Genomic DNA, 23,140 nt, shown 5'->3' with positions numbered 1-23,140 from the left:
CACTTCCCGTGCCTACGCGGTCAATTGATTTCCTTGCTGAAGAGCGAGGCGTAGACCGGACGGTCGTCGGCCAGCACGACCTGGCCGGCGACGCGCTCACCGTCCACTGTGCACAGTCGCATGTGGAGGTAACGGTCCTCCTCGGTGACCGCCGGCGCGGTCCAGTTCGCCGCGTCGATCCAGCCGCGCACCTCGTCGGCCCGCGCGGCGACGTCGGCCGCGCGGGCCGACTCCAGCTCGTCGAGCGTCGACACCGCGTACGGCTCCACCGCCGACTCCGCCACCGGCTCGCGGCGCATGGCCGCCGGGCCGTAGGCGAAGCAGACCAGCGCCGGCCACACGTCGGCGAAGTACGCCGGCGACGGCGCGATCTCGGCGCCGACCAGCCGGGAACCGAGGAAGAACAGCGCACCCAACTGCTCCGCGACCAGCTCGAGCCGGCTCCGGAACTGCGTGAGCACGTTGCGCTTGCGCGCCAGGATCGACTCCAGGTGGCCCCGGCCCGGCAGGCCGTAGCCGCGGTTCAGCCGGGAGATCGCTCCCCACAGCTTGCTGTAGTTGGCTTCGCCGCGCAGTTCCAGCGCCGCCGCCCGCAGCTCGACCGGCAGCGTGAAGAACCACTGGTCGCGCTCGCCGAGGTAGCCACCGGTGGTCTCCTGCACGCAGCACGCGTCGGTGAACCGCAGCTCCTGGCCGGCGGCCAGGAACGCCGACCGGCACAGCGCGTGGTTCTGCGCGCCGTCCTGCACGTAACCGATGTGCAGGGGCACGATCGCCACGCCGTCGCTGCCCGGGTTGCGCAGGATCACGGTGCCGTACCCGTCGACCCGGGCGAGCTTCACGCCGTCACGCGGCGACAGCACCCCCGGGTACGCCGGACCGAACACCGGCACGACGGTGAGAACACCGGCGCGCTGCGGTACGCCCAGCCGGAAGCCGGCCAGGTCGATCATCGCGAGGGCGGTCATCCCGCACCTCCTTCCACAATGGACAGTCGCTCCCGCAGGGCGGTGCGCTGCCACTCGGCCGCGTCGGCGGCCTCCGTCTGGAACAGCATCCACAGCACGAGCGACGCGAAGTCGGCCTCGTGCCAGAACGCCCGCCGCGGCAGGCCGGGTGCCGGCCGGCGCAGCGTGAGATCGTCGCTGTGGCTGAACGTCGCCGTGCAGAACACGACACCCGTCCGCACGCCCAGCCGCGGCAGCGTCGCCGCCACGCGGGCCAGGTCGCCCGGGTAGGTGTTCTCGTATCCGTCGGAGACCACCGCCACCAGGTCGGGCCGCTCGCGCAGCGCCGCGACGACGCCGCCCGCCAGGTCGGTGCCCGAACCCGGCGTGTACACGGTGACCAGTTCGGCGCTGCGCTGACGCAGCACCAGTTCCAGCGCCGCCACCTGCGAACGCACCGCCCACTCCCGCTCGCCGTAGCCGTCCATCGACGCCGACCGGTCGATCACCAGGGCCAGCCGGCCCGGGAACCGCGGCACCGCGGCGGCCGCCGCGGCCAGGTACCGCTCCTGCGCGGCGTCGAGGTCGGCGGAGTCGCCGCCCCGGAACCGGTGCACGAGCGTCGCGGCGAGGTCGCCGCGGTTGGTCGCGGTGACGACGGCCGGCCGCTCACCGTCGAGGTCGAGGTCGAGCCGCTGGACGCCCACCGCGACCTCGTCGACCCGCGCCTCGGCGTAGACCTCCAGCAGCCGCTGGGTGGCGAGCGCCGGGTCGGACACGAACCGCAGGAAGGACCGCCGCACGTCGGCGACGACCTCGCCGGTGCGCAGGGCGCGCGCGACGCCGCGGGCGGTCGCCTTGCCGAGCGCGTGCTCCACAATGGACACCGCCATCCGCCGGTGCGTGCGCACGAACGTCGCCGCCTCGGCGTGCTCGGTGAGCAGCCGCAGCGCGGCGCGCGTGACGTGCTTGTGGTTCGCCCGCCGGTGCCGCAGCGCCAGCAGTACCGTGCCGACCGTGTGCGCCGGCAGGCCGAGGACGAGGACCCGCGTGACCCGCTCGACCGTGCGCCGGGTCTGCGCGCTCATCCCGGTACGCGACGCGCCCAGGAGGCGCAGGAGAATGCCGGCCCGCTGCTCGACCGAGGTGCCGGGCACGAGCGCGAGGAGGGCGTAGGCCTCGGCGTCGGCCGCGTACGCGGCGTCGTGGGCGTCGGCTCCGGCCGGCCCCGTGATCCGGCCGGAGCGCGACACCCGCAGCGGCTCATCGGAAGCCGCGAGCTCAGCCGTCAGCTGGGCGATCAGTTCTGCATTCATCGTCGTCTCCTTGTCGGAGACGACGATAGGTTCCCGAAAACCCTTTGCGGGAAGGGTTTTCCACCGCTAGGCGGGCGGGAACACCACCTGCAGCGCGGTTCCCTCGCCCGGGGTGTCGCACACCGCCACCGCGGCGTGGTGCGCGTCGAGCACCACCTTGAGGGCGGCGAGCCCCGCGTCCTCGCCCGACACCGGCGGCGCGCCGAGGGCGCCGTTCACCAGGTGCGGGAACAGCGTCGCGGGTGCGTCGGCGAGACCGAGCACCCGCACCTCCAGCATCGGTGCCGCGGGTCCACCGGCGATCCGCACGCGGATGCGTCCGGTCGGCGGCGTGAACTTCACGGCGCTGAACATGAGGTGTGCCAACGCCTGCGCGAGCCGGCGCGGGTCGGCCGGCACCGGCGCGGCCGGACCCGCGTCGAGGCGCAGGTGGATGTCGCGCGCCTCGGCGATCGGGCGCACCTCGCGCACCGACCACTCGACGAGCGTGTTCAGGTCGACCGCGCGCCGCTCGTTGGCCGTCGCCTCGCTGTGCGACTGGGCGGCGGCAGGTTCGGCCATCCGCATCAGGTTGTCGAGCAGCCGCAGCAGAACCGGTGCGTGCGCGTGGGCCGAGGCACCGAGCCGGGCGGCCACCTCCGCGGGGCAGAACTCGACGTCGCGGAGCACCTCGACGTTGCGGCGCAGCTCGGCCAGCGGCTGGCGCAGCTCACCGCGGAGCAGCGGCACCAGCTCGTCGTGGAGGCGTTCGGTCTCGTGCCGCCGCACCGACTCGCGGGCCAGCCGGGTGGCGCCGTGCCGCAGCTCCAGGAGCGTCGTCACCTGACGAGCGAGCGCGCGCAACGCGCGGAGCTGGCCCAGCCCGAGACGGCGGGGCACCGCGTCGGTGACGCACAGGGTGCCGAGGGCGAAGCCGTCGGCGGTCACCAGCGGCGCACCGGCGTAGAAGCGCACACCGGGCTCGTTCCGGACGTCGGCGTGGTCGGCGAACCGCGGGTCGGCCCGCGCGTCGGGCACCACGAGCAGGCCGTGGCCGCTGATCGTCTGCGCGCACAGGGCCTGGCCGCGCACCGGCGCACCAGCCTCGACGCCGAACCCGGACATGACCGTGTGGTGGTCGTGGTCGAGCACCGACACCAGCGCGACCGGGGTGCCGCAGATCGCGGCGGTCAGCTCGACCATCGTGTCGAGGTCGGGCTCCGGCCGGGCGGCGAGCAGGCCGAGGTCGCGGACGGCGCGGTCGGTCTGTGCACGCGTCGGAGCAACCATCGCACCCCAGCTCCCCCGAACTCGGCGTCCCCCAACGACCTCACGGTAGGTCAGCCGGTCGGCGGCTGTCCGCCAGATCGATCACCTCGACGTCAGCTCGCGCACGCGCGCGGGGTCGGCCGGCAGCTCCACCACGAACCGGCTGCCGGTCGGGCGGTTCGGCTCGTACCGGATCGTCCCGCCGTTGGCCTCGACCAGCTCGCGCACGATGTACAGGCCGAGACCCGTACCGGTGCGGGTCGGCGCGACACCGCTCGCCGCCCGGCTGAACCGTTCGAACAGGTGCGGCACGAACTCCGGGGGCACCCCCTCGCCGGAGTCGGACACGACGATCTCCACGAGCGCGTTGTCCAGCCGGCCCGCCTGCACCCGCACCTCGGCGTCCTCGCCGCCGTACTTGTGGGCGTTGCTCAACAGGTTCACGAGGATCTGCTGAAGGTGACGGGCGTCAGCCAGCACGGCGAGGCCAGGCTCCACGTCGGCGCGGGTGCGCGGGCGTTCGGAGGCGCTGAGACCGTCGAGGGCCTCGCCGAGCGCCTCCTCCATGCGGATGCCGCTGCGCCGGGCCTTCAGGCCACCCTGGTCGACCTCGGTGAGCGTCAGCACCTCCTCGACCAGCTCCATCATCTTGCCGCCGGCCCGGGAGATGCGGCCCACCTCGCGCAGCTTCTTCTCGTCGCTGAGGGCCTCCCAGCCCTCCAGCAGCACCTCGCAGTAGCCGGTGATGACCCCCAGCGGCTGGCGCACGTCGTGGGACAGCATCGCGACGAGGTCGGCGGTGCGCTGCTGCGCCGACCTGAGCGCGTCGTTGGCCCGCTCCAGGTCGCCCGCGCGGCTGGTCAGCTCCACCTGGATGCGGCGCTGCTCGGCCGCCCACCGGTGCCGCTCGCTGACGTCGACGGCCTGCGCGGCGAAGTACAGCGGCCGGCCGTCGGCGTCGCGCACCAGCGTCGCGGTGAGGGCCACCGGCAGCGCGCGGCTCATCGCGTCGACGAACCGCAGCTCGGTGGTGAACCCGCGCCGGGTGCCGGCCACCGCGTCGGCCCGCAGCGAGTCGTAGGCCGCCAGGTCGTCGGGGTGCACGATGTCGTCGAGGGTCTGGCCGGCCAGCGTCGTGCCGCGGTAGCCGAGCAGGTCGCACAGCGCCGGGTTGACCCGCAGCAACCGCCCGTTGGACGCGCCGACGAGCAGCATGCCGACGAGCGAGCCGTCGAACAGGCCACGGAAGCGCTCCTCGCTCTCGCGCAGTTCCGCCCGGTTCCGGGCGCTGCGGGCCCACAGCCGCACGCCGAACAGACCGAGGACGGCCAGGCCACCGAGCCCCACCCAGCCACCCGCGGCGGTTCCGTCCATCGGCTGGTACAGCACCTCGTTGCGCACCGAGGCGACCAGCTTCCACGGCGTGCCGGGCACGGGGGCCGAGTCGTAGTGCCACGCCTCCTCGTCGGACTCGTAGGAGCCGCTCTCATTCCGGGCGACCGCGTGCGCCAGCTCCGGCTCGTGCTCGGCGAGGGTGCTGATGCCGACGACGTTCTGGTTGGCACCCACCACGTGTCCGGCGTTGTCGACCAGGTAGACGTGGCTGCCGGCCAACGCGATCGCGTGGCTGAGGTAGTTGCCGAGCGAGCTGGACCGGATGTCGATGGCACCGGCGAACACGCGTCGCCCGGCCGGCGTCTCGTACGGCGTGGCGAACGAGACCACGGGCAGGCCCTCCGCCGCCGACGTCACCACCGACGACACGCTGGGCCGGCCGTCGCGCAGGGCCACGCGCAGGTGCTCGTACCGGGTGGTGAGGTCGACGCCCAGCGTGGTCGGGTTCGCGGGCACGGCGTGGATCGCCTGCCCGTTGCTGTCGAGCAGTACCGCGGCGGAGTAGCCGAACGACGCGACCGCCTGCTCGAACACGCGGGCCTCGACGGTCGGACCGGAGAGGAACTGCAGGGCCTGCGTGCGTTCCCGGGCGATGAGGTCCTCGGCGTAGGTCGACACGAAGTCCGACGCGATCACCACGCGCAGCCGGAAGCGGTGCTCCAGTTCGTGGTGGCCGTTCGTGTCCACCCAGTAGACGCCCGTGGCGACCGCGGCGAGCAGCAGCGCCCACACGAGCAGCGGGCGCGCGACATACTTCCGCGATATCGCCGTAAATCGCCACATTCTGTCACTATTGCAAGGTGACCGGACCAGCGGGTCCAGTCTCCGAAGTTCGACCCCCGCCCGACCAGCTGGGGTCCGCATGCTCACGCCGCCCGTCACGCCGATGCTCTCCACGGCGGTCGACCGGCTACCGACCGGGGCGTACGTGTACGAGCCCAAGTGGGACGGCTGGCGTGTCCTGGTGTTCCGGGACACCGCCTCCGGCGTTTACCTGCAGTCGCGCAGCGGTAAGCCGCTCGCCGGGTACTTCCCCGAGGTCACCCGGCTCGCCCGCGCGCTGCCGCCCGGCCTGGTGCTCGACGGCGAACTGGTCATCTGGGAACCCGAACGCAACCGGACCAGCTTCGCCCTCCTCCAGCGGCGGGTGGCCGCCGGCAGCCCGGTGCGCGAGGCGTACAGGCACCCCGCTCACCTGGTCACCTTCGATCTTCTGCAGTCCGACGGCGCGGAACTGCTCGACCGGCCCCTCGCCGACCGCCGCGCGGCCCTGACCACGACGCTGGCCGACGCGCCCCCGCAGCTCACCGTGTGCCCGCAGACGACCGACCCGGCCGAAGCCCGCGAATGGCTCGACGCCTGGACCGCCCAGGGCGTCGAAGGGCTGGTGATCAAGCCGGTGCGCAGCCGCTACCAGCCGGGCCGGCGCGGCTGGCGCAAGCTACGCCGCCGGCACACCACCGAGGCGATCGTCGCCGGGGTGCTCGGCCCGACCACCCGACCCGAGGTGCTTCTCCTCGCCCGCTTCGACGCCGACGGCCGCCTCCGGTACGCCGGGCGCACCACGCCGCTCGCGGCACCGGCGCAGGCCGACCTCGCCCCACTGCTCACGCCGGCGGGCACCCGCCGCGACGGCCGGATCAACCACCCCTGGCCCCGCCCGCTTCCGGCCGGCTGGACCGGCGCCTTCGACCGGTCGGGGCCACTGGAGTACCGGCAGGTCGCACCAGTGATCGTGGCGGAGGTCCAGGTGGACTCGGCGTACGAGCACAGCCGGTGGCGGCACGCGGTGCGCTTCGTGCGCATGCGCGCTGACCTGTCCGTGTACGACGTGCCCCTGCTGGACGTGTAACGCCGGCCTGCGCGCGTCCGCCGCCCCACACGCCGCCCCACACGCGCGGCGGGCACGCGGAAGGCACGGAAGGCGACGGCGGCGTGAACGGCGACGGCACGCGGCGGGCGTGGGGCACAGGCGCTCGGGGCACGGTGGACGGGCGCGGGGGCATACGGGCGCGGGGCACGCGGGGAACAGGCGCGCGGGAACGCGGGGGCACGCGCGCGGGGCGACGGCACGAGCGCGCGGGCACGCGCAGAACGGGCGCGCGGTGTGTCAGGGGACTCGGCGGACCACGGCCAGCAGGTACTCCTTGCGGTTCAGCGGGTTGTGGTCGGTTCTCGGCCGGTCCGGTGGCGGGTCCGCCACAGGCTGATAGTGGTCGAACGTGGTTTCCAGGGTTCCTTCGCCCCTCGTCAGCGATGGCAGGACCAGCTGCAGGTCGTGCACCGAGGCGGCCGGGATCTCGCCGGTGATCTCACCGCCGGTGGCACCCAGTGGCACGGCCCGCAGGCGGGCCAGCGTCGGGAGCAGCGCTGGCAACAGGTCGGCCGGGCAGTCCAGGTGGAACGCGTGCACGGGCTCGTACACGCGGGTGCCGGCCGCGCGTAGCGCGTCCATCAGAACCAGTGGGGTCAAATTCCGGAAGTCGCCGGCCGTGCTGGACATGCTCTTGTCGAACGTGCCGTGGGAGTGGCTCTGCCGTGCCCAGTAGCCGGAGCGGTTCATCGTCACGGTGCAGTCGACGACCTGCCAGCCGTGCAGGCCCTCGGCCAGGGTGCGGTGCACCGTCTCCTCGACCGCGACGAAGAAGGCGTACGGCATCGAACCCAGCTCGACCTCCAGGCGGAACGCCTGCCCGCTACCGGGCGGCGCCGGGTCGATCCGCAGCCCCACGGTGGCCAGGAACGGGTTGTCGCCGGTCGCGATGACCTCCTCGGCGCTGCCGCTGCCGACCGGGCGCTCCACATGGATCGTCGTGCTCTCCCGGAACGTGACGTCGATGCCGTGCTCCCTGCGCAGCGTCGCCTCGATGATCTCCTTCTGCACCTCCCCGTACAGGGACACCGCCAGCCCGTCCCGGCCCTGCCGCAGGTTGATCAGCGGATCCTGCTCGGCCAGTTGCGTGAGGGCCGCGTGCAGGGCGCCGGCGTCGCGGCGACCGGCCGGCTCGACGACCGTCTCCAACGACGGCGGCACGAACGCGAAGCTGCGGTCAACGGCTGGACGACCCAGCGCGTCACCAATTCTCACCCGCGACAAACCGCGCAGCGTCGCGATGCGCCCGGCCACGACGGCCGGACGCGCGACGGCCGCGCCGTTCTCGAAGACCTCGATGCCGGTGATCCGGCCGAGGTCGCCGAGGCGGTCGCGGACGCGCAGCGTGCCGCCGAACATGCGGACGTAGGCGATGCGCTCGCCGGCGGGCCCGCGGTCGATCTTGAACACGGTGCCCGAGAGGGGCGCGTCGGGGTCGGCCGCCGCCGTCGGCAGCAGGGTCGCGATGCCGTCCATGAGCTGCGGGACCCCCGTGCCGGTGATCGCGGAGCCGGAGAACACCGGGTGGACGCGGGCAGCGGCGGTCTGCTGCCGGAACCGCCGCGTGAGGTCGCCCGGGTGCTCGCCGTCGACGTACGCGGCGAGAAGGTCGTCGTCGTACTCGGCGAGGTGCGGGAGCAGGTCGGCTCCGGCGTCGACGGCCGGCACCAGGCCGGCGAGCTCAGCGAGCACCCGGCCGGGGTCGGCGTTACGGCGGTCGGTCTTGTTGATGAAGATCAGCATGGGTAGGCGCAGGCGGGCGAGGGCCCGCATCAGCACGCGCGTCTGCGCCTGCACACCCTCGACCGCCGACACGACGAGCACCGCACCGTCGAGCACGGCGAGCGCCCGCTCCACCTCGGCGATGAAGTCGGGGTGGCCGGGCGTATCGATCAGGTTGACGGTGACGTCGTCGGTGAGCGGGAACGACACCACGGCGGCCTTGATCGTGATGCCGCGCTGGCGCTCGAGTTCCATCGAGTCGGTCCGGGTGTTACCGGCGTCGACGCTGCCGACCTCGTCGATGACACCGGCGGCGTGCAGGAGCCGCTCGGTGAGGCTGGTCTTGCCGGCGTCTACGTGCGCAAGGATTCCCAGGTTGAGAAAGTGCACCGGGCGTTCATGTCCTCCGGGTGGGCGAATCTTCCCTTCTCGCGAGACATGAACGTGCGCGCCATCTCGGTATCCTCTCGGTCGGCTACTGCCCTACCGAAGCAGCCGTGGCGTGGGGCGGCAACCGGATTACGCCGCCCGCCGCGCGAGGGCTCAGCGGGCGGCATCCTTCCGGCATGCGCCGACAATGCCGCGGCTAGCGGTTTTCGGACATGTCCTGCGGCTTCGGCGCCGCGCGGAGCGGCCGGCTCGGCGATCTTGGACGCCTGTGCACCCTATGGCGTGCACAGGCGTCCAAGATCGCCGGCGCTGCCGCCGGGTGCGGCCGGAATGTCCGCCCTGCACTGGAACGCGGCCCCGCAATGCATAAACGGTGGTCGATCCACTGCGCTTACCCGCGTGGATCGACCACCGTCTGTGCAAAAGAGGCAGCGAGCGTCAGTTCAGCGGGCCGCCGGCCACGTAGATGATCTGGCCGCTCACGAAGCCGGACTCCTCGCTCGCCAGGAACGAGGCCAGCGCCGCGATGTCCTCCGGCTTGCCGACGCGGCGCACCGGGATGCGCTCGATCGCCGCCTTCTGGAACGTGTCGAAGTCGACGCCCATCCGCTCGGCGGTGGCGGCGGTCATGTCGGTGGCGATGAAGCCGGGCGCGATCGAGTTCGCGGTGATGCCGAACTTGCCGAGCTCGATCGCCAGCGTCTTCGTGAAGCCCTGCAGGCCGGCCTTGGCGGCCGAGTAGTTGGCCTGGCCGCGGTTGCCCAGCGCGCTGCTGCTCGACAGGTTGATGATGCGCCCGAACTGCTGGTCGACCATCTGGCTCTGCACCGCGCGGGTCATCAGGAACGCGCCGCGCAGGTGCACGTTCATGACGGTTTCCCAGTCGTCGTCGGTCATCTTGAAGAGCATGTTGTCGCGGATGACGCCCGCGTTGTTGACCAGCACCGCCACCGGGCCGAGCTCGTCCCTGACCCGCGCGACCGCGGCCTCGACCTGGGCCTTGTCGCTCACGTCGGCACCGACCGCGATGGCGCGGCCGCCGGCCGAGGTGATCTTCTCCACGGTCTCCTTGCCGGACTCCTCGGTCAGGTCCAGGACGCCGACCGCGTAGCCGTCAGCGGCGAGACGCACAGCGGTGGCGGCACCGATACCCCGGGCTGCGCCGGTGACCAGTGCGACACGACCGGCGGAGCCGGAACCGGGTTCACCGGCGAGGTTGTCAGCCAACTCCCCAAGCCTTTCGATAGACGTTCCTGAAGCTCACATTGTGCTCGACGGGTCCGGAGGGCGGCAGGTTGTGGTCACGGTCGACCAGCAGACCTCCGAACCCGGCGGGCCGGGGCTCCTCCCCGTTGAACGCGCTGTTCAGCGAGTCGACGGTAGCCCAACCGGCCCATTGTGAGTCAGTGTTCAACGTCATCGTGAGACCCTGTCGCGTACGGATGAGATCGAGGTCTCTCGCCTGACCTTCCCCGCCGATGACCACCAGGTCGGCCTGCCGGCCGACCGCGACCACCGCCGGACCGATGCTCACCTGGGTCGCGGCCGAGTGGGGACTGCGGACGACGGTGGCGTCGGGGTGCCGGTCCAGGGCCGCCTTCACCTTCGCCGTCAGCGCGGGACCGAGCTCGGCGCTGCCGAACTCGACCACCTCGAGCACCTCGCAGCCGGGGCAGCGCTGAAGCTGCTCGACGAACCCGGCGTGGGTGTACCTCAGCACCGTCGACGAGGGGTCGTTGAACGCGATGACCCGCGCCGTGCCGTTGGTCGCCGCGATCACCGCGTTCGCCGCCACCGTGCCGAAGTTCTTCGTGTACCGGGCGGTGTCGACCCTGGCCACGCCGTAGTTGACGAACGTCGTGAACGTCGGCTCGCCCGCCGTCCCGGTGACGCTCGGGTCGGTGCAGTCGAAGCCGAACAGCGGGACGATCCTGATCCCGGCCCGGCGCGCCTTCGCGAACTCGGCCGGCGCGTACGCGCAGTCGAAGTTCGCCACGATCCCGTTCACCTTGAGGTCGATCGCCTTCTGCACCGCGCCGGGCGCGTTCGACGGGTCGAGCTTCAGGTCGAGAACGGTCACGTCCCAGTTGAGCGCGCGGGCGGCCTCGACCACGCCGCTCACCGGCACCGCCGACGTCGGCGACTGCTGCCCGCGCGAGATCACCGCGATCTTCCGGTTCTTCGCGGCGAGTCGGGTACCCGGGTCGGGCGAGCGGTACGTGCCCTTCCAGGCCGCCTCGGTGACGGCACGGGCCTGCGCCAGCACCTCGGCCGCCGCGGTGCCGGTCGGCACCGCCGTCGCGTCGTCGTCGGGCGGTGCCGGCTGGGCGCCGCCGCACGCGGTCAGCGCGCCGATCAGCAGCACCAGCCCGACCAGGCGGAGCCGGTCAGTCAACTCCCCAGGCCTTCTTGTAGACGGAGCGGAAGTCGACGTTGTGCTGCACCGGTCCGGACGGCGGGAGGTTGTGCTCCCGGTCGATCAGCATCACGCCGACGCCCGGCACCCGCGGCTGCTCGCCGTTGAACACGCTGTTCAACGTGTCGATCGCGGCCCACGCGTGCCACGGCGTGTCGAAGCTGATCGTGATGTTCAGCCCCTGCTTGGCGCGGATCAGGTCGAGGTCGGCCTGCTGGCCCTCGCCGCCGACCACCACGACCTGGTTCTGCTTCTTCGCCGCCTGCAGCGCCGGCGCGATCGCCGTCTGCACCGCGGTGGAGTTCGCACCCCGGATCGCGGTGACCTCGGGATGGCGGCGCAGCGCCTCGTCGACCATGCCGCGCAGCGCGCCGCTGGCGACGTCGGCGGCCGTGTACCTGACCTCGCCGAGCAGCTCGCACGTGGTGCACTTCTTGATCTGCGACACGAACCCGAGGTGCATGTAGTTGAGGACCGTCGAGGTCGTCTCGTTGAACGCCAGCACCTTCGCCTTGGCGCCGGTCGCCAGGATCACCGCGTTCGCCGCGAGCACACCGGCGGCGGCGTTCTGCCGGCCCGGGTCGCTGCGCTGGTTGGTGCCGGTGTAGTTGACGAACGTGGTGAACTGCGCCGGTCCGGTCTGACCGGTGACGGTCGGGTCGGTGCAGTCGAACGCGAACAGCGGGATGATCAGGATGCCCTTGGCCTTCGCCGCGGCGAACTCCGCCGGCGCGAAGGCGCAGTCGACGTTGGTGACGATCCCGCGCACGCCCTCGGCGATGGCGGACTGGACGGCCTGGCCGGCCTTGCGCGGATCCAGCGCCAGGTCGTACCGGACCACCTTCCAGCCGAGCGCGCGGGCGGCCTCGTCGGCCGCGTCGGTGGGGACCTTGGAGCTCGGCGACTGCTGACCGCGCGAGATGATCGCGATCCCGTAGCCCTTCGCCGCGATCCGGGTCGCGCCGTCGGGCGCCTTGTTGGTGCCCTTGAACGCGCCCTCGACCATGGTCTTCGCCTCGGTCATGAGGTCGGCCGGCGACGCGGATCCGGGGGTTGCCGCCGCCGGGGTCGACGGCTCGTCCGGCGGGGAGTCGGAGCCGCAGGCCGTCACAGCGCCCAGTGAGACGGCGAGCAGCGCGACCGACAGCGTCCCGCGCAGGCGGAACTTCACAGCAGATCTCCTACGGGGGCTAGACGCCGGCGGTCGCACGTTCCAACGCGTGCCGGCAGACGGTGAGCAGAGCGTCCCGGACGGACGGGCGGGACCGCGCGTCGAACGTGATCAACGGGGTGTCGCCGTTGGCGGCGAGCGCCCAGCGGACGTCGTCGAGGTTGTGCTTCAGGCGGCCGTAGAACATGTTGACGGCCACCACGAACGGGATGCCGGCCTGCTCGAAGTAGTCGATGGCCGGGTAGCAGTCGTCGAGGCGACGGGTGTCGACGATCACCAGCGCACCCAGCGCCCCGAGGCAGATGTCGTGCCACATGAACCCGAACCGGTCCTGCCCGGGCGTGCCGAACAGGTACAGCTTCAGGCCCTCGTCGAGCCGGATCGTGCCGAAGTCGATCGCGACCGTGGTCGTCGTCTTCTCCGGCACCTCGCCGGTGCGGTCGATCTGCGCGGCGACGTCGGTCATCGCGGCCTCCGTCGTCAGCGGCGGAGAGTCCGAGATGACGCCGACGGCGGTCGTCTTGCCCACGCCGAACCCACCGGCGATCACGATCTTGATCGGGGTGGGAGCGATCGGCTCAGGATATTGCGGATAGCCCACGGATCACCCTCTCGATCATGGCCGGATCCTTGGCGATGGAGTGCTGCGGGCGCAGCACCCGCAGGTGACCGGCGGCGGCGAGGTCGGCCACGAGTACCCGCACGACCTGCAGGTGCAGCCGCAGCAACGCACCGAGCTCGGCCACCGACACGGGCGCCCGGGCGGCGCTCACGACGTCTCGGTGCTCGTACCGCACCATCTGCGGCGTCGCCCACACGTCGCCGACGGCCACCACCTGCGCCTCGATGGCCAGCGTCGGGTCGACCGGCACCGTGCGTCCGCCGGTCAGCTGGTAAGGGCGTAGCGGGGACGCGTCGGTGGGCTCGTCGTCGTCGAGGGCGTCGCCGGACAGGTCGGAGACGATCTCGCCGTCGACGATGTGCCCGTGGAACGGCCCGGCCGGCACGGCCGGCAGCGGCCCGGGCGCGGGCTCGGCCGCGGCACCGCGCATGTACGGCCGCAACCGGTCCGACGGGCCCACGCTACTCATACCGCGCCGCCCGGAGGAAGTGCGAAAAGACCGCGGTATGCCCGCCTCCGCTCCGCTACGGCGGTCATACCGCCGCCACGGAGTTCTTCAACTCGTCGATCAGCTGGGGGGTGAGGACGCGGCCGGCCCGGTTGGCGAACACCGCCATCTCGTAGGCGATCGTGCCGAGGTCGGCCCGGCGCGACGCCAGCACGCCCAGCGCCGATCCGGCCGAGATCGTCGCCACCAGCAGGTAGCCGTGCTCGAAGTCGATGATGACCTTGTTGGTGTAGCCCATCTGGTACAGCCGCGACGCGCCGCCGGCCAGGCTGGTGATCGCGGAGGTGATGGCCGCGAACCGCTCGGCGTCGTCGCGGTTGCTGGTGGTGGCCATCGCGATGAGCAGTCCGTCGGACGAGACGGCGATCGCGTCGGAGACACCAGCGGTCTCGGCGGCGAACCGGTCCAACAGCCAGTTGAAACTACGTGCTTCCGGCGAGGCGATGGTCATCGTCGCTCCACATTCTGCGGTTCGGCCCCGTTAGGTGTACCGCTGTCGTACTGATAGCTGGGGGTGGGTTGATGGGACGACGGACCGCCGTTGGTGGGACCACGGTCCGGTACACCGTTGCCGGCCTCGGCCGCGGCGGCACCGCGGGCGAACCCGGCGAACATCGCGTCGAGCTGGAGCTGTTCCGACTGCGGGTCCCGGTCGATCGGGGCCTGCGTGCGCCCGGAGCGCGGGGCGGTACCCGCCGGCGCCGGCTGCACCGCACCGGGGGCCCGCAGCTCGTTGGCGAGGTGGCTGCCGGGCACCCGCCGGGTGAGCTGTCCGTCGTCGAGCGGCACCGCCGGGGGTCGGGCGGCCGGAGGCGGGACCGGTTGGGTGTCCTCGCCGGCCCACCCGTTGCGTGTGCTTCCGGGCACCCGGCGGGCGGGGAGCGGGTACCGGGCGGCGTCCTCGGGGGTGGGCCCGATCGGTGCCACCGGGCCCGGGGTCGCGACCCCGGCCGGCGGGAAACCGGTCGGTATCCCGGAGACCGGCGCGGAACCGCCCGAAGCCGCCGGGCTGAACGGCGCGGAACTGACCGGCGCGGGGCTGACCGGCGCCGAACTCACCGGCGCCGAACTCACCGGCGCGGCGCTGACCGGCGCTGAACTCACCGGCGCGCCGCTGACCGGCGCAGGGCTGACCGGTGCGGCACTCACCGGCGCGGAGCTGACCGGTGCCGAACTCACCGGTGCGGAACTCACCGGTGCCGAACTCACCGGTGCCGAACTCACCGGCGCGTTGCCGGTGGGAGCCGGGCTCACCGGAGCGTCCCGGTCGAGCCGCTCGGCCGGCATCGGTGCGCGCTGCGTCGGGATCGCGGCCGACAGCGGCCACTGCGGCGGCGCCGACGACTCCCCGGCCGGGGACCCGGGCCGCGCCAGGGGCCGGGTGTCGGACGTCCCGGGCTGCTCCGACGGACGCGTCGTGCCGGGGACGGTCGCCACGCCGCGGGCGAAGCCCTGGCTGAACGCCTCCGCCTCGGCGCGGGCGATCGCCGGGTCGACCGGTGCCGGATCGCGCTGGTCGGCCGCCGGGATGCCGCTCGGCAGGTTGCGGCCGGGAACGCGCCGGCTGAGCCCGCCCCGCTCCTCGACGGGGCCGCCGTCGGCGTCGGGCCCGTCGGCCGGACCGTCGGGCGGGAGCGGGGACCGGGTCGACGGGAGCGGAACCGCGGCCGTCGGGCCCTCGCCGGGCAGTTGCGGACGGTCACGCAGCGAGCCGGGACGGATCGGCGGAACCGACGCTCCCCCGAAGCCCGGCGCTCCTCCCACCGGCGCCGCGGGCATCGACGGCGGCCCGGCGAACGCGGTGGGCGCGGCCGGGGCCAGCGGCCGCCCGCCGGCCGACGGCACGATCGGGCCCGACGCGACCGACGGCGGCACGAGCGGCGACGGCACGGCCGACGCCGGCGGGGTCCGGCCCGCGCGCGGCATGCCCAACGCGGCCAGCGGCATGGCGTCGGCCCCGCCGCGGACGGGCAGCGGACCGGTCTCGTCGTCGGCCATGGGACCGGGAAGCATCGCCGGCTGCGCGCCGGCCGGGAGCATCGGCGGGTCGCCGAACCAGTCGAAGTGCTCGCCGGCCGCGGTCCGCATCGCGACGACCGTGCGCTCGGGCACCGGGAGCGTCGACGCGGCGGCGCTGCGGACCGCCTGGCGCATGCCGCGGGGCTGCGGCGCCGGCGCGGTGACCCCGACCGGTGCGGTGAGCAGGCGGGCGGGCAGGTCGATGTGGGCGAGCACACCCTGCGGCTCGTTGGCCAGCAGCGTCACGGTGAGGCCGTGCCGGCGGGCCAGCCGGCCCACCACGAACAGCCCCAGCACCCGGGTGGGTGCGATCTCCAGCCGCTCCCGGTCGACCAGCCGCTTGTTCTCGGCCTCAAGCTGGTCGGCCGACATGCCGATGCCGACGTCGGCGATCGAGATCCGGCAGCCCTCGCCGAGAACCGAGACCGACACCGTCACCGGGCCGGGCGGTGGCGAGTACGACACCGCGTTGTCGAGGATCTCGGCGACGAGCAGGATCAGGTCGGAGACCACGCGGGGCACGGCCGCCACGTCGACGGCGTCCTCCAGCCGCACCCGGGTGAACTGCTCGATCTCGGCGGCGGCCGCCCGCACGACGTCGGCGAGCCGCATCGGGCCGGTGGCCGGGTCGTCGGCGGCACCCGACACCACCAGCAGCGCCGAGGCGCTCCGGCGCAGGCGGGTGGCGACGTGGTCGAGGCGGTACAGCCGCTCCAGCAGCTGCGGGTCCTGCTGCTGGCGTTCGAGGACGTCGATGAGGTTCAGCTGCCGGTCGGCCAGGTTCCGGGTGCGCCGGGCGACGGTCGCGAACATCGCCGAGACGTTGCGCCGCGTGGTGACCTGCCGCTCCAGCAGCGCCGCCGCGCCCTCCTGCACCTGGTTGAACGCGGCCGCCAGGTCGGCCACGTCACCGGGTCCGGTGGTGGGCACGGCTCTCAGGGCAGGCGTCGACTCCGACTGGTTCTCGACGTCGCTGACCCGTTCCAGCTCCCGCCCGGTGGCCCGGGCCACCGCGACCGCGGCGGCGTTCAGCTGGGCCAGCGGTACCGCGATCGACCGGGCACCGGCGGCGGCGAGCGCGGCCACGAACAGCAGCAGGAGGAACGCGAGGAGGCCCACGATGATCGCCTCGCGCAGCGCGGCGTTGGCGTCCTCGGCGGCCGCGTCGGTGATCTCGCGGGCGATGCGGTCACCGACGAGCCGGCGCAGCGTCGTGTAGGTCTCGACCGCCGACGCGATGCGGATGACCTTCTCGTTGAGGGCGCCCTCGCCGGGGTTGGCGGCCAGCGCGACGACCCGCTGCGAGGCCTGGCTGTTCTCGGCCGCCGTGAGCAGGCTGCGCTGGTTGACGCTCGCCAGCTGGGTGAAGCGGGCGGTGTACAGCTCCAGCCCGACCTCGGCCTCGCGGAGCAGCTTCTCGCCCGGTGCCGCCTCGACGACCGCGACCAGGGCCGCGGTGCCGAACCGGGCCGCCTGCTCGTTCGCGCGCAGCAGTTCGTCGAGCGGCGCCGACGGCGACAGCGCCGCGTCGGTGCCGGCCGCGGTGGGCGGCGGGATGTTGTAGATGATCGCTTCGATGCCGCGGCTGAACACCTCGTGCGCCACCATGCTCAGCACGCTGCGGTCGAGCACGCGCGGCCGCACGATGCCCAGCAGCGTGACCAGCTCGGCGATGCCGGGGCGCAGCCGCTGGTCGGCGTGGCTGCGCAGGTCGTCGATGGCGTCGTTGACGGCCTGGCTCTGCCGCACGACGGAGCTGCTGTCGGCGGAGTCGACGGCCAGGTACATCAGCGACAGCAGCCGCTCCCGCTGGAGCTCCTCGAGCACCGAGCCGACGGTGCGGCGGGTCTCCGCCTCGTCGGCGATCGACGCCTGCGCCTGCGCGCTGTCGACGCGGTCGGTGACGACCGGGACGGCCAGGCCGACCACCGCGGCGAGCGGGACGAGCACCAGCAGGGCCAGGCGCTGGGAGACCCGCAGCCGGCCGAGCCGCCGGCGGAGCCGGAAGATCACCGGGCACCTGCCGCGGATCTCGGTGTGTTCACGACGGCGGCGATCGCCGGGTCGGAGTGCGGACCGGTGTACAGCCCGCCGGGCTGGCCGGGCGGCTCGGTGCCGAACGTCGCGCTCAGCGACGCACCCAGCGACTGGCCGCCCTCGGGCGTCGGGTCCTCCGGTGCGGCGTGCGCGGGGCTGCGCCGGCGCGGCGACGCCGGCGTGCGCCGGGTCATCACGAGCAGCGCGACTCCGACCGCGACCGCCACCAGCAGGCCGAGCACCGACACCACGAGGATCTCGATCCGCCGGCTGGACAGGTCGTCGAGCCGGATGACGAGGAGCCGGTCGAGCTCGGCCCAGACGGTCTGGGCCAGCCGGCCCGACGAGTCGCGGACGCCGACCGAGGCGGCGGTGAGGTTGTCGGGCAGCGGCGGCATGCTCGCGACCGCGACCGACGGTGCGAGCTGGTCGGTGGCCGCGCCGAACTGGTCGAGCGGCGACAGCAGCGCGCTGCCCACCCGTTCGTTGCTGCTGGCGTCGGCCACGTTGCCCAGCCCGGTCGCCACCTGCGCGGCGTTCGTCGCGATGCGGTCGCGCAGCACCGCCGCCCGCGGGTCGGTGGCGCTGAGACCGGGATTGAGGTGACCGAGGTCGGAGAGCTGGCCCGCCGCCTGGATGATCTCGGGCAGCCGCAGCAGACCGGCGTCGATGAGGTAGGACGAGTCGACCTCGGCGTCGACGAACAGCCGCGACGTGTCACCGACGCGCCGGACGAGCGCGACGGTCAGGTCGACCGCCTGGGCCCAGCGCTGGTACGCGTCGAGGCCGGGGTTGCCGGCGCTGCGCACCAGCTCCCGGATCGAGTCGCGCAGGATGGGCCACCGTGACCGGGTGCTCAGCTCGGCGCCGTTGCGCAGCTCCACCAGCTCGACGTCGGCCAGCCTGGCCTCCAGCTGCTGGTTGTCGACCTGCTCACCGCGCACTGCGGCGCTCTGGCCGGTGACCAGCGCGCCGAGCAGTGCGGTGAGCGGACGCAGGTACTCCACGCCCTGTCGTTCCGCCTCGATGCGGGTACGACCGTCGCCGTTGTCGGACGACGCCCACGCGGCGACCGTGGCCAGTGGCACCAGTACGGCCACCGCGAGAACCACCGCTGTGACCACCCGAACCCAGCCAACGCTGGACCGGCGTTCCGCGACCGCCAATGTCGCCTCCCGCTCTGCCGCCACCACCCGCCGCTTCCGCGACCGGCGCTGGCGGGAAACCGCTCTCTCCGCCACTCCGCGCGGAGCCCTCGGCCCTACGCGGAAGCCAGGGACGAGTGATCTCCCTCCCCGGATTTCCGACCGTCCGTGAATCTACGTCGAAAGGTGCACGTCCGGTCAACACCGGAAGGCAGACATCGGCCGATCAGCCGTCTTGCGGCCATCCGAACATCGCATGCTGTCGCAGCGTGATTACTCGATCTTGAAGCGGTCGACAACCGGGCGAACCTGCGAAATTTTCCTCCCGTCGGGTTGCCGACGGCCGATTGCACAGCGCGCGTGCAGGCCATACCCTTGTTATTCGAGGCCGGCACTTTCCCCCGTGAGTGCCGGCCTCCCTCATGCCCGGAACCGGTCCGGAATCATGACCGGGTCAGGCCTTCACCAGGGGATTCACCTCGATCGGCACCGGACCCTCCACCCCGTCGGCGGGAAGCCAGAGGACGAACGTGCTGCCGGCGCCCACGGTCGAGTGCACCGCCGCCCGGCCGCCGTGCGACTCCACGATCTGCCGCACGATCGCGAGGCCCAGCCCGGTCCGCCGCTCGCCCCGGTCGCGCCCCCCGGTCTCGCGCCGCCAGAACCGGTCGAAGACCTTCTCGCGGTCGCCAGAGTCGATGCCCGGACCGCGGTCGGCCACCGCGATCCACAACCATCCGTCGATGTTGCCGGCGCCCACGGTGACGACGGTGTCGGCGGGCGCGAGCCGGGCCGCGTTCGACAGCAGGTTCGCCACCGCGCGGCGCAGCGCGTCGTGGTCGCCGGACGCGACGAGCCCGCTACCCAGCGCGTACTCGATCGCCACCCCCCGCTCCCCCGCCACCGCCGCGAACTCCTCACCCGCCTCCCGCGCCACCTCGGCCAGGTCGACGGCCGCGTCGTCGAAGCCCTCGGCCTCCCGCCGCGCGGTCGCCAGCAGGTCCTCGACCAGCCGCGACATCCGCACGGTGGCCCGGTCGATCACCGCGACGGCCCGGTCGCGCTCCTCGGACCCCGTTCCGGGGACGGCGAGCGTCGCGTCGAGGTTCGCCCGGATGATCGCCAGCGGCGTCCGCAGCTCGTGCGAGGCGTCGTCGATGAGCTGCCGCTGGGCGGCGAACGCCGAGTCGAGCCGGCCGAGCATCGAGTCGATCGTGTCGGCGAGGTCGCGCAGCTCGTCGCGGTAGCCGCCGAGGTCGATCCGGCGGGACAGGTCGGTCGCCTGGATCTCGCGTGCGGTGCGGGCGATCCGGCCGACCGGGCGCAGCGCCCGGCCCGACAGCACCCAGCCGATGCCGAGGCTGGCCAGGAACAGGCCGCCGAGGGCGAGGCCGGAGTAGTTGCGCAGCGTCTGCAGCGTGCGGAAGTTGACCGCCGACTCCACCTCCTCGACGGCGGCCATGTCGACCGTGTCGATCGTGCGTTCGCGGCCGTCGTAGCCGCGCTTGCGCAGCTCGACCTCGTAGCTTTCGGTGATCGGCTTCGGATCGGTGCTCCGCTCGACGGCCACGTACGTCACCACCAGGGCCGACCCGGCCAGCGCGAACAGCAGCAGCGAGTACAGGGCGGTCAGGCGGAACCGGATCGAGTGGGTGAACCGGGGCAGCCTCATGTCAGTCCTCCCGCAGGCGGTACCCGCGCCCGACCACGGTCTCGATCAGCGGGCCCTCGTCGGAGCCGGTGCCGAGCTTGCGGCGCAGCGTGCCGACGGTGACCCGCACGGTCTCGGTGAACGGGTCGGCATTCTCGTCCCAGACGTGCTCGAGCAGCTCCTCGGCCGGCACCACGTGCCCGGGCCGGGTCATCAGGTACTCCAGCACGCCGAACTCCTTCGGCGTCAGGCGCAGCGGCGCGCCGCCGCGGGAGGCGCTGTGCCGCGCGGCGTCCAGTTGCAGGTCACCGACGGTCAGCACGGAGCCGACCGCCGCGGTGTCGCGGCGCAGCAGCGCCCGGACCCGCGCCAGCAGCTCGGCCAGCGCGAACGGCTTGACCAGGTAGTCGTCGGCGCCCTCGTCGAGGCCGCGCACGCGGTCCTTCAACGCGCCACGCGCGGTGAGCATGAGCATCCGCAGGCCCGGGCCGCCGGCGACGTCGACCTCGCCGCGGCGGATCGCGCGGCAGACCGTGAACCCGTCGGCGTCGGGCAGGTTGATGTCGAGCAGCATGAGGTCGTAGGCGTTCACGGCGAGGCGCTCGTAGGCGTCGGCGGCGTCACCGGCGACGTCGACGGCGTAGCCGGCGCGCTCCAACCCGAGTCGGAGCGCGCCGGCCAGATCTTCCTCGTCTTCGACCAGGAGCAATCGCATGATTCTTCGAACCTAGGGCAATCTCGCGAACCAGAGCATGGATGTGGCCGCCGCCGCCATCGCGAAGATCAGACCCACGCCGATGAAGCGCGCCGAGACGTCCTGCTTCCGCGTGACGTACCCGACGTCGGAGCCGATGTCCTCGTAGACGGCCCGCAGCTCGTCGCTGCTGCCCGCCTCGTGGTAGCCGCCGCCGGTCGCCGTGGCGACCTGCTCCAGCGTCCCGCCGTCGACCGGCACCCGGGTGGTGCGGCCGCCCTGGCTGATCGTGCCGTCGGCGGTGCCGAACGCGATCGTGTCGACCGGCACCTCCGCCGCGGCCGCCTCCGCCGACACCTCCGCCGGGTTGCGCCCGGACGTGTTGGCGCCGTCGGAGAGCACCACGACCCGCGCCGGCGGCGGCTCCTCGCCGGCCTCCGCGTCGAAGCCGCGGATCGCCTGCAGCGCCGCGTCGATCGCGCCACCGATCGCCGTGCCCTGCGCACCGGCGTAGCCGTCGGAGATCCGTTCGATGCCGGCCTCCAGCGCCGCCCGGTCGGTGGTCGGCGCCACCTGCAGGCTCGCGCCACCGGCGAACGTCACCAGGCCGACGTTGAACTCCTCGGGCAGCCCGCGCACGAACTCGCGCGCGGCGTCCTCGGCCGCCTGCAGCCGGCTCGGGTCGACGTCGGTGGCCCGCATCGAGGTCGACGCGTCCACGGCGACGATCACCGTGGCCCGCTCGCGCGGAACCTCGACGTCGTCGGCGGGCCGGGCGAAGCCGGCCACCAGCGGCACCAGCATCGCCAGGAACAGGCCCGCCGGCAGGTGCCGGCGCCAGCCCGGTCGCTTCGGCGCGACCTTGTCGAGCAGCGCCAGGTTCGTGAAGCGGACGGTGTAACGGCTACGCCGTCGCTGCACGAACACGTACGCGATGGCCAGCGCCGCCACCCCGATGAGCAGCCACAACCTCGCCGGCGATTCAAATGTCACGAAGCTCCACCTCCGTATGCCGCACAAGGACGCGCCGTCACGCCGCCCGAGCTTCGCTCGGTCGTCATGCCGCGCCCCCTCCGGGTCTGTGTGCCGCCCGGGCCAGGCGGCGCTGGGCGTGCACGTGTTTCACCAGGTCCAAGATCCAGTCGCGGTCGGTGCGCAGGCGCAGGTGGGCGGCGCCCGTGCGGCGGATGGCCGCCGCCGTTTCCAGGCGCTGCCCGGCCGCCGCGGCGGCGTAGCGTTCGCGCAGCTTGCGCGTCGTCGCCACCTCGCGCTTGCGGCCCGTCTCCGGGTCGACGAGCGTGAGCAGACCGACGTCGGGAAGCTCCAGCTCGCGAGGGTCGAGGACCTCCACGGCCAGCACCTGGTGGCGGGCCGCGAGGCGTCGCATCGAGGTCTCCCAGGCCGCGCTCTGCTGGTCCAGGAAGTCACTCACCACGACGACCAGGCCGCGCCGCGCCGCGAGCCTCGCCATCGACCCGATCGCGTCGTGCAGCCCGGGTGCCTCGCCCTCCGGTTGGCGTTCGCGGTCGAGGAGCGCCCGCAGCATGCCGAGCAGGTGGATCCTGCCCGTCCGCGGCGGGTAGCGGCGCATCGGCCCGCTCCCGACGACGAACCCGCCGAGGCGGTTGCCGTGACCGGCGGTGAGGAACCCCACCGCCGCCACGGCCGCGACCGCCAGCTCCCGCTTCTCGTGGTCGGCGGTGCCGAAGTCCATGCTGGCCGTGCCGTCGACGAGCACCCAGGTGGTGAGCTCGCGGTCGGCGTCGACCGTGCGGACGTGCGGCACCGTGGTGCGGGCCGTGACCGCCCAGTCCATGCGCCGGACCTCGTCCTCACCCGGCCGGTACTCGCGGCTGCCCGCCGGCTCACTCCCCGGGCCCGGCAGCAGGCCGAGGTGCTGGCCGTGCAGCAGGCCGTCCAGCCGCCGGGTGATCACGAGCTCCAGCCGCCGCAGCCGCTGCTGCGGTGCGAGCTGGTGGATCGTGG

At 73.1% G+C, this 23,140-nt stretch carries 17 protein-coding genes and 2 pseudogenes; 2 read left to right on the top strand and 17 right to left on the bottom strand.

Going from position 1 to position 23,140, the window contains the following annotated elements:
- Nucleotides 1–20: 20 nt before the first annotated feature.
- From Voc01_RS23820 to Voc01_RS23805, 4 genes are all read right to left on the bottom strand, one after another.
- On the bottom strand, nt 21–968 hold the full coding sequence (locus tag Voc01_RS23820) for an ARPP-1 family domain-containing protein (RefSeq protein WP_203929745.1): 948 nt from the start codon (nt 966–968) through the stop codon (nt 21–23).
- Nucleotides 965–2,263: a vWA domain-containing protein gene (locus Voc01_RS23815; protein ID WP_203929744.1), complete on the bottom strand. Its 1,299-nt coding sequence runs from the start codon at nt 2,261–2,263 to the stop codon at nt 965–967. The genes Voc01_RS23820 and Voc01_RS23815 overlap by 4 nt, the downstream gene beginning before the upstream one ends.
- Before the next feature lie 66 nt (nt 2,264–2,329).
- A complete protein-coding gene (locus tag Voc01_RS23810) occupies nt 2,330–3,532 on the bottom strand; it encodes a GAF domain-containing sensor histidine kinase (protein WP_203929743.1) in 1,203 nt (400 codons plus the stop codon).
- 81 nt (nt 3,533–3,613) lie between these two features.
- Nucleotides 3,614–5,689 carry a sensor histidine kinase gene (locus Voc01_RS23805; protein ID WP_203929742.1) on the bottom strand — a complete coding sequence of 692 codons (2,076 nt, stop codon included), beginning with the start codon at nt 5,687–5,689 and terminating at the stop codon, nt 3,614–3,616.
- A 79-nt stretch (nt 5,690–5,768) separates the two neighbouring features.
- On the opposite strand from Voc01_RS23805, the gene Voc01_RS23800 reads away from it, so the two are divergent.
- Nucleotides 5,769–6,758, top strand: coding sequence for an ATP-dependent DNA ligase (locus tag Voc01_RS23800; RefSeq protein WP_203929741.1), 990 nt, complete (start codon nt 5,769–5,771; stop codon nt 6,756–6,758).
- A 258-nt stretch (nt 6,759–7,016) separates the two neighbouring features.
- On the opposite strand, the gene Voc01_RS23795 is transcribed toward Voc01_RS23800, so the two are convergent.
- The 7 genes from Voc01_RS23795 to Voc01_RS23765 form a co-directional block, all read right to left on the bottom strand.
- Entirely contained in the window at nt 7,017–8,891 is a 1,875-nt protein-coding gene (locus Voc01_RS23795; protein ID WP_203929740.1) for an elongation factor G, read from the bottom strand.
- A 438-nt stretch (nt 8,892–9,329) separates the two neighbouring features.
- The gene (gene fabG, locus Voc01_RS23790; RefSeq protein WP_203929739.1) at nt 9,330–10,118 is read right to left on the bottom strand and encodes a 3-oxoacyl-ACP reductase FabG; all 789 of its coding nucleotides are present in this window, start codon (nt 10,116–10,118) and stop codon (nt 9,330–9,332) included.
- The gene (locus Voc01_RS23785; RefSeq protein ID WP_203929738.1) at nt 10,111–11,286 is read right to left on the bottom strand and encodes a sugar ABC transporter substrate-binding protein; all 1,176 of its coding nucleotides are present in this window, start codon (nt 11,284–11,286) and stop codon (nt 10,111–10,113) included. Before Voc01_RS23785 ends, fabG begins: the two co-directional genes overlap by 8 nt.
- A complete protein-coding gene (locus Voc01_RS23780) occupies nt 11,279–12,478 on the bottom strand; it encodes a sugar ABC transporter substrate-binding protein (RefSeq protein ID WP_203929737.1) in 1,200 nt (399 codons plus the stop codon). The genes Voc01_RS23785 and Voc01_RS23780 overlap by 8 nt, the downstream gene beginning before the upstream one ends.
- Nucleotides 12,479–12,497: 19 nt before the next feature.
- On the bottom strand, nt 12,498–13,079 hold the full coding sequence (locus Voc01_RS23775) for a GTP-binding protein (protein ID WP_203929736.1): 582 nt from the start codon (nt 13,077–13,079) through the stop codon (nt 12,498–12,500).
- Nucleotides 13,057–13,569, bottom strand: coding sequence for a DUF742 domain-containing protein (locus tag Voc01_RS23770; RefSeq protein ID WP_203929735.1), 513 nt, complete (start codon nt 13,567–13,569; stop codon nt 13,057–13,059). The genes Voc01_RS23775 and Voc01_RS23770 overlap by 23 nt, the downstream gene beginning before the upstream one ends.
- A gap of 64 nt (nt 13,570–13,633) precedes the next feature.
- On the bottom strand, nt 13,634–14,059 hold the full coding sequence (locus Voc01_RS23765; protein ID WP_203929734.1) for a roadblock/LC7 domain-containing protein: 426 nt from the start codon (nt 14,057–14,059) through the stop codon (nt 13,634–13,636).
- 93 nt (nt 14,060–14,152) lie between these two features.
- Here Voc01_RS23765 and Voc01_RS54675 point away from each other — a divergent pair.
- Nucleotides 14,153–14,791 (top strand): annotated as a pseudogene (locus Voc01_RS54675) (pentapeptide repeat-containing protein); the annotation flags it as partial.
- Nucleotides 14,792–15,828: 1,037 nt separating this feature from the next.
- Here the strand turns inward: Voc01_RS54675 and Voc01_RS54670 are convergent.
- From Voc01_RS54670 to Voc01_RS23735, 6 genes and pseudogenes are all read right to left on the bottom strand, one after another.
- Nucleotides 15,829–16,239: pseudogene (locus tag Voc01_RS54670) on the bottom strand (sensor histidine kinase); the annotation flags it as partial.
- A gap of 1,397 nt (nt 16,240–17,636) precedes the next feature.
- Nucleotides 17,637–18,776, bottom strand: a complete 1,140-nt coding sequence (locus tag Voc01_RS23755) for a hypothetical protein (RefSeq protein WP_203929732.1) — start codon at nt 18,774–18,776, stop codon at nt 17,637–17,639.
- Nucleotides 18,777–19,263: 487 nt separating this feature from the next.
- Complete coding sequence (locus tag Voc01_RS23750; protein WP_203929731.1) at nt 19,264–20,481, bottom strand: sensor histidine kinase; 1,218 nt, start codon at nt 20,479–20,481, stop codon at nt 19,264–19,266.
- A gap of 1 nt (nt 20,482) precedes the next feature.
- On the bottom strand, nt 20,483–21,175 hold the full coding sequence (locus Voc01_RS23745) for a response regulator transcription factor (RefSeq protein ID WP_203929730.1): 693 nt from the start codon (nt 21,173–21,175) through the stop codon (nt 20,483–20,485).
- A gap of 12 nt (nt 21,176–21,187) precedes the next feature.
- A complete protein-coding gene (locus Voc01_RS23740; protein ID WP_203929729.1) occupies nt 21,188–22,147 on the bottom strand; it encodes a VWA domain-containing protein in 960 nt (319 codons plus the stop codon).
- Nucleotides 22,148–22,211: 64 nt separating this feature from the next.
- Entirely contained in the window at nt 22,212–23,135 is a 924-nt protein-coding gene (locus Voc01_RS23735; protein ID WP_203929831.1) for a DUF58 domain-containing protein, read from the bottom strand.
- Between the last annotated feature and the right edge of the window lie 5 nt (nt 23,136–23,140).

Source organism: Virgisporangium ochraceum, from assembly GCF_016863655.1.
GTDB lineage: Bacteria > Actinomycetota > Actinomycetes > Mycobacteriales > Micromonosporaceae > Virgisporangium > Virgisporangium ochraceum.
This window is presented reverse-complemented; position numbering and strand designations above follow the sequence as displayed.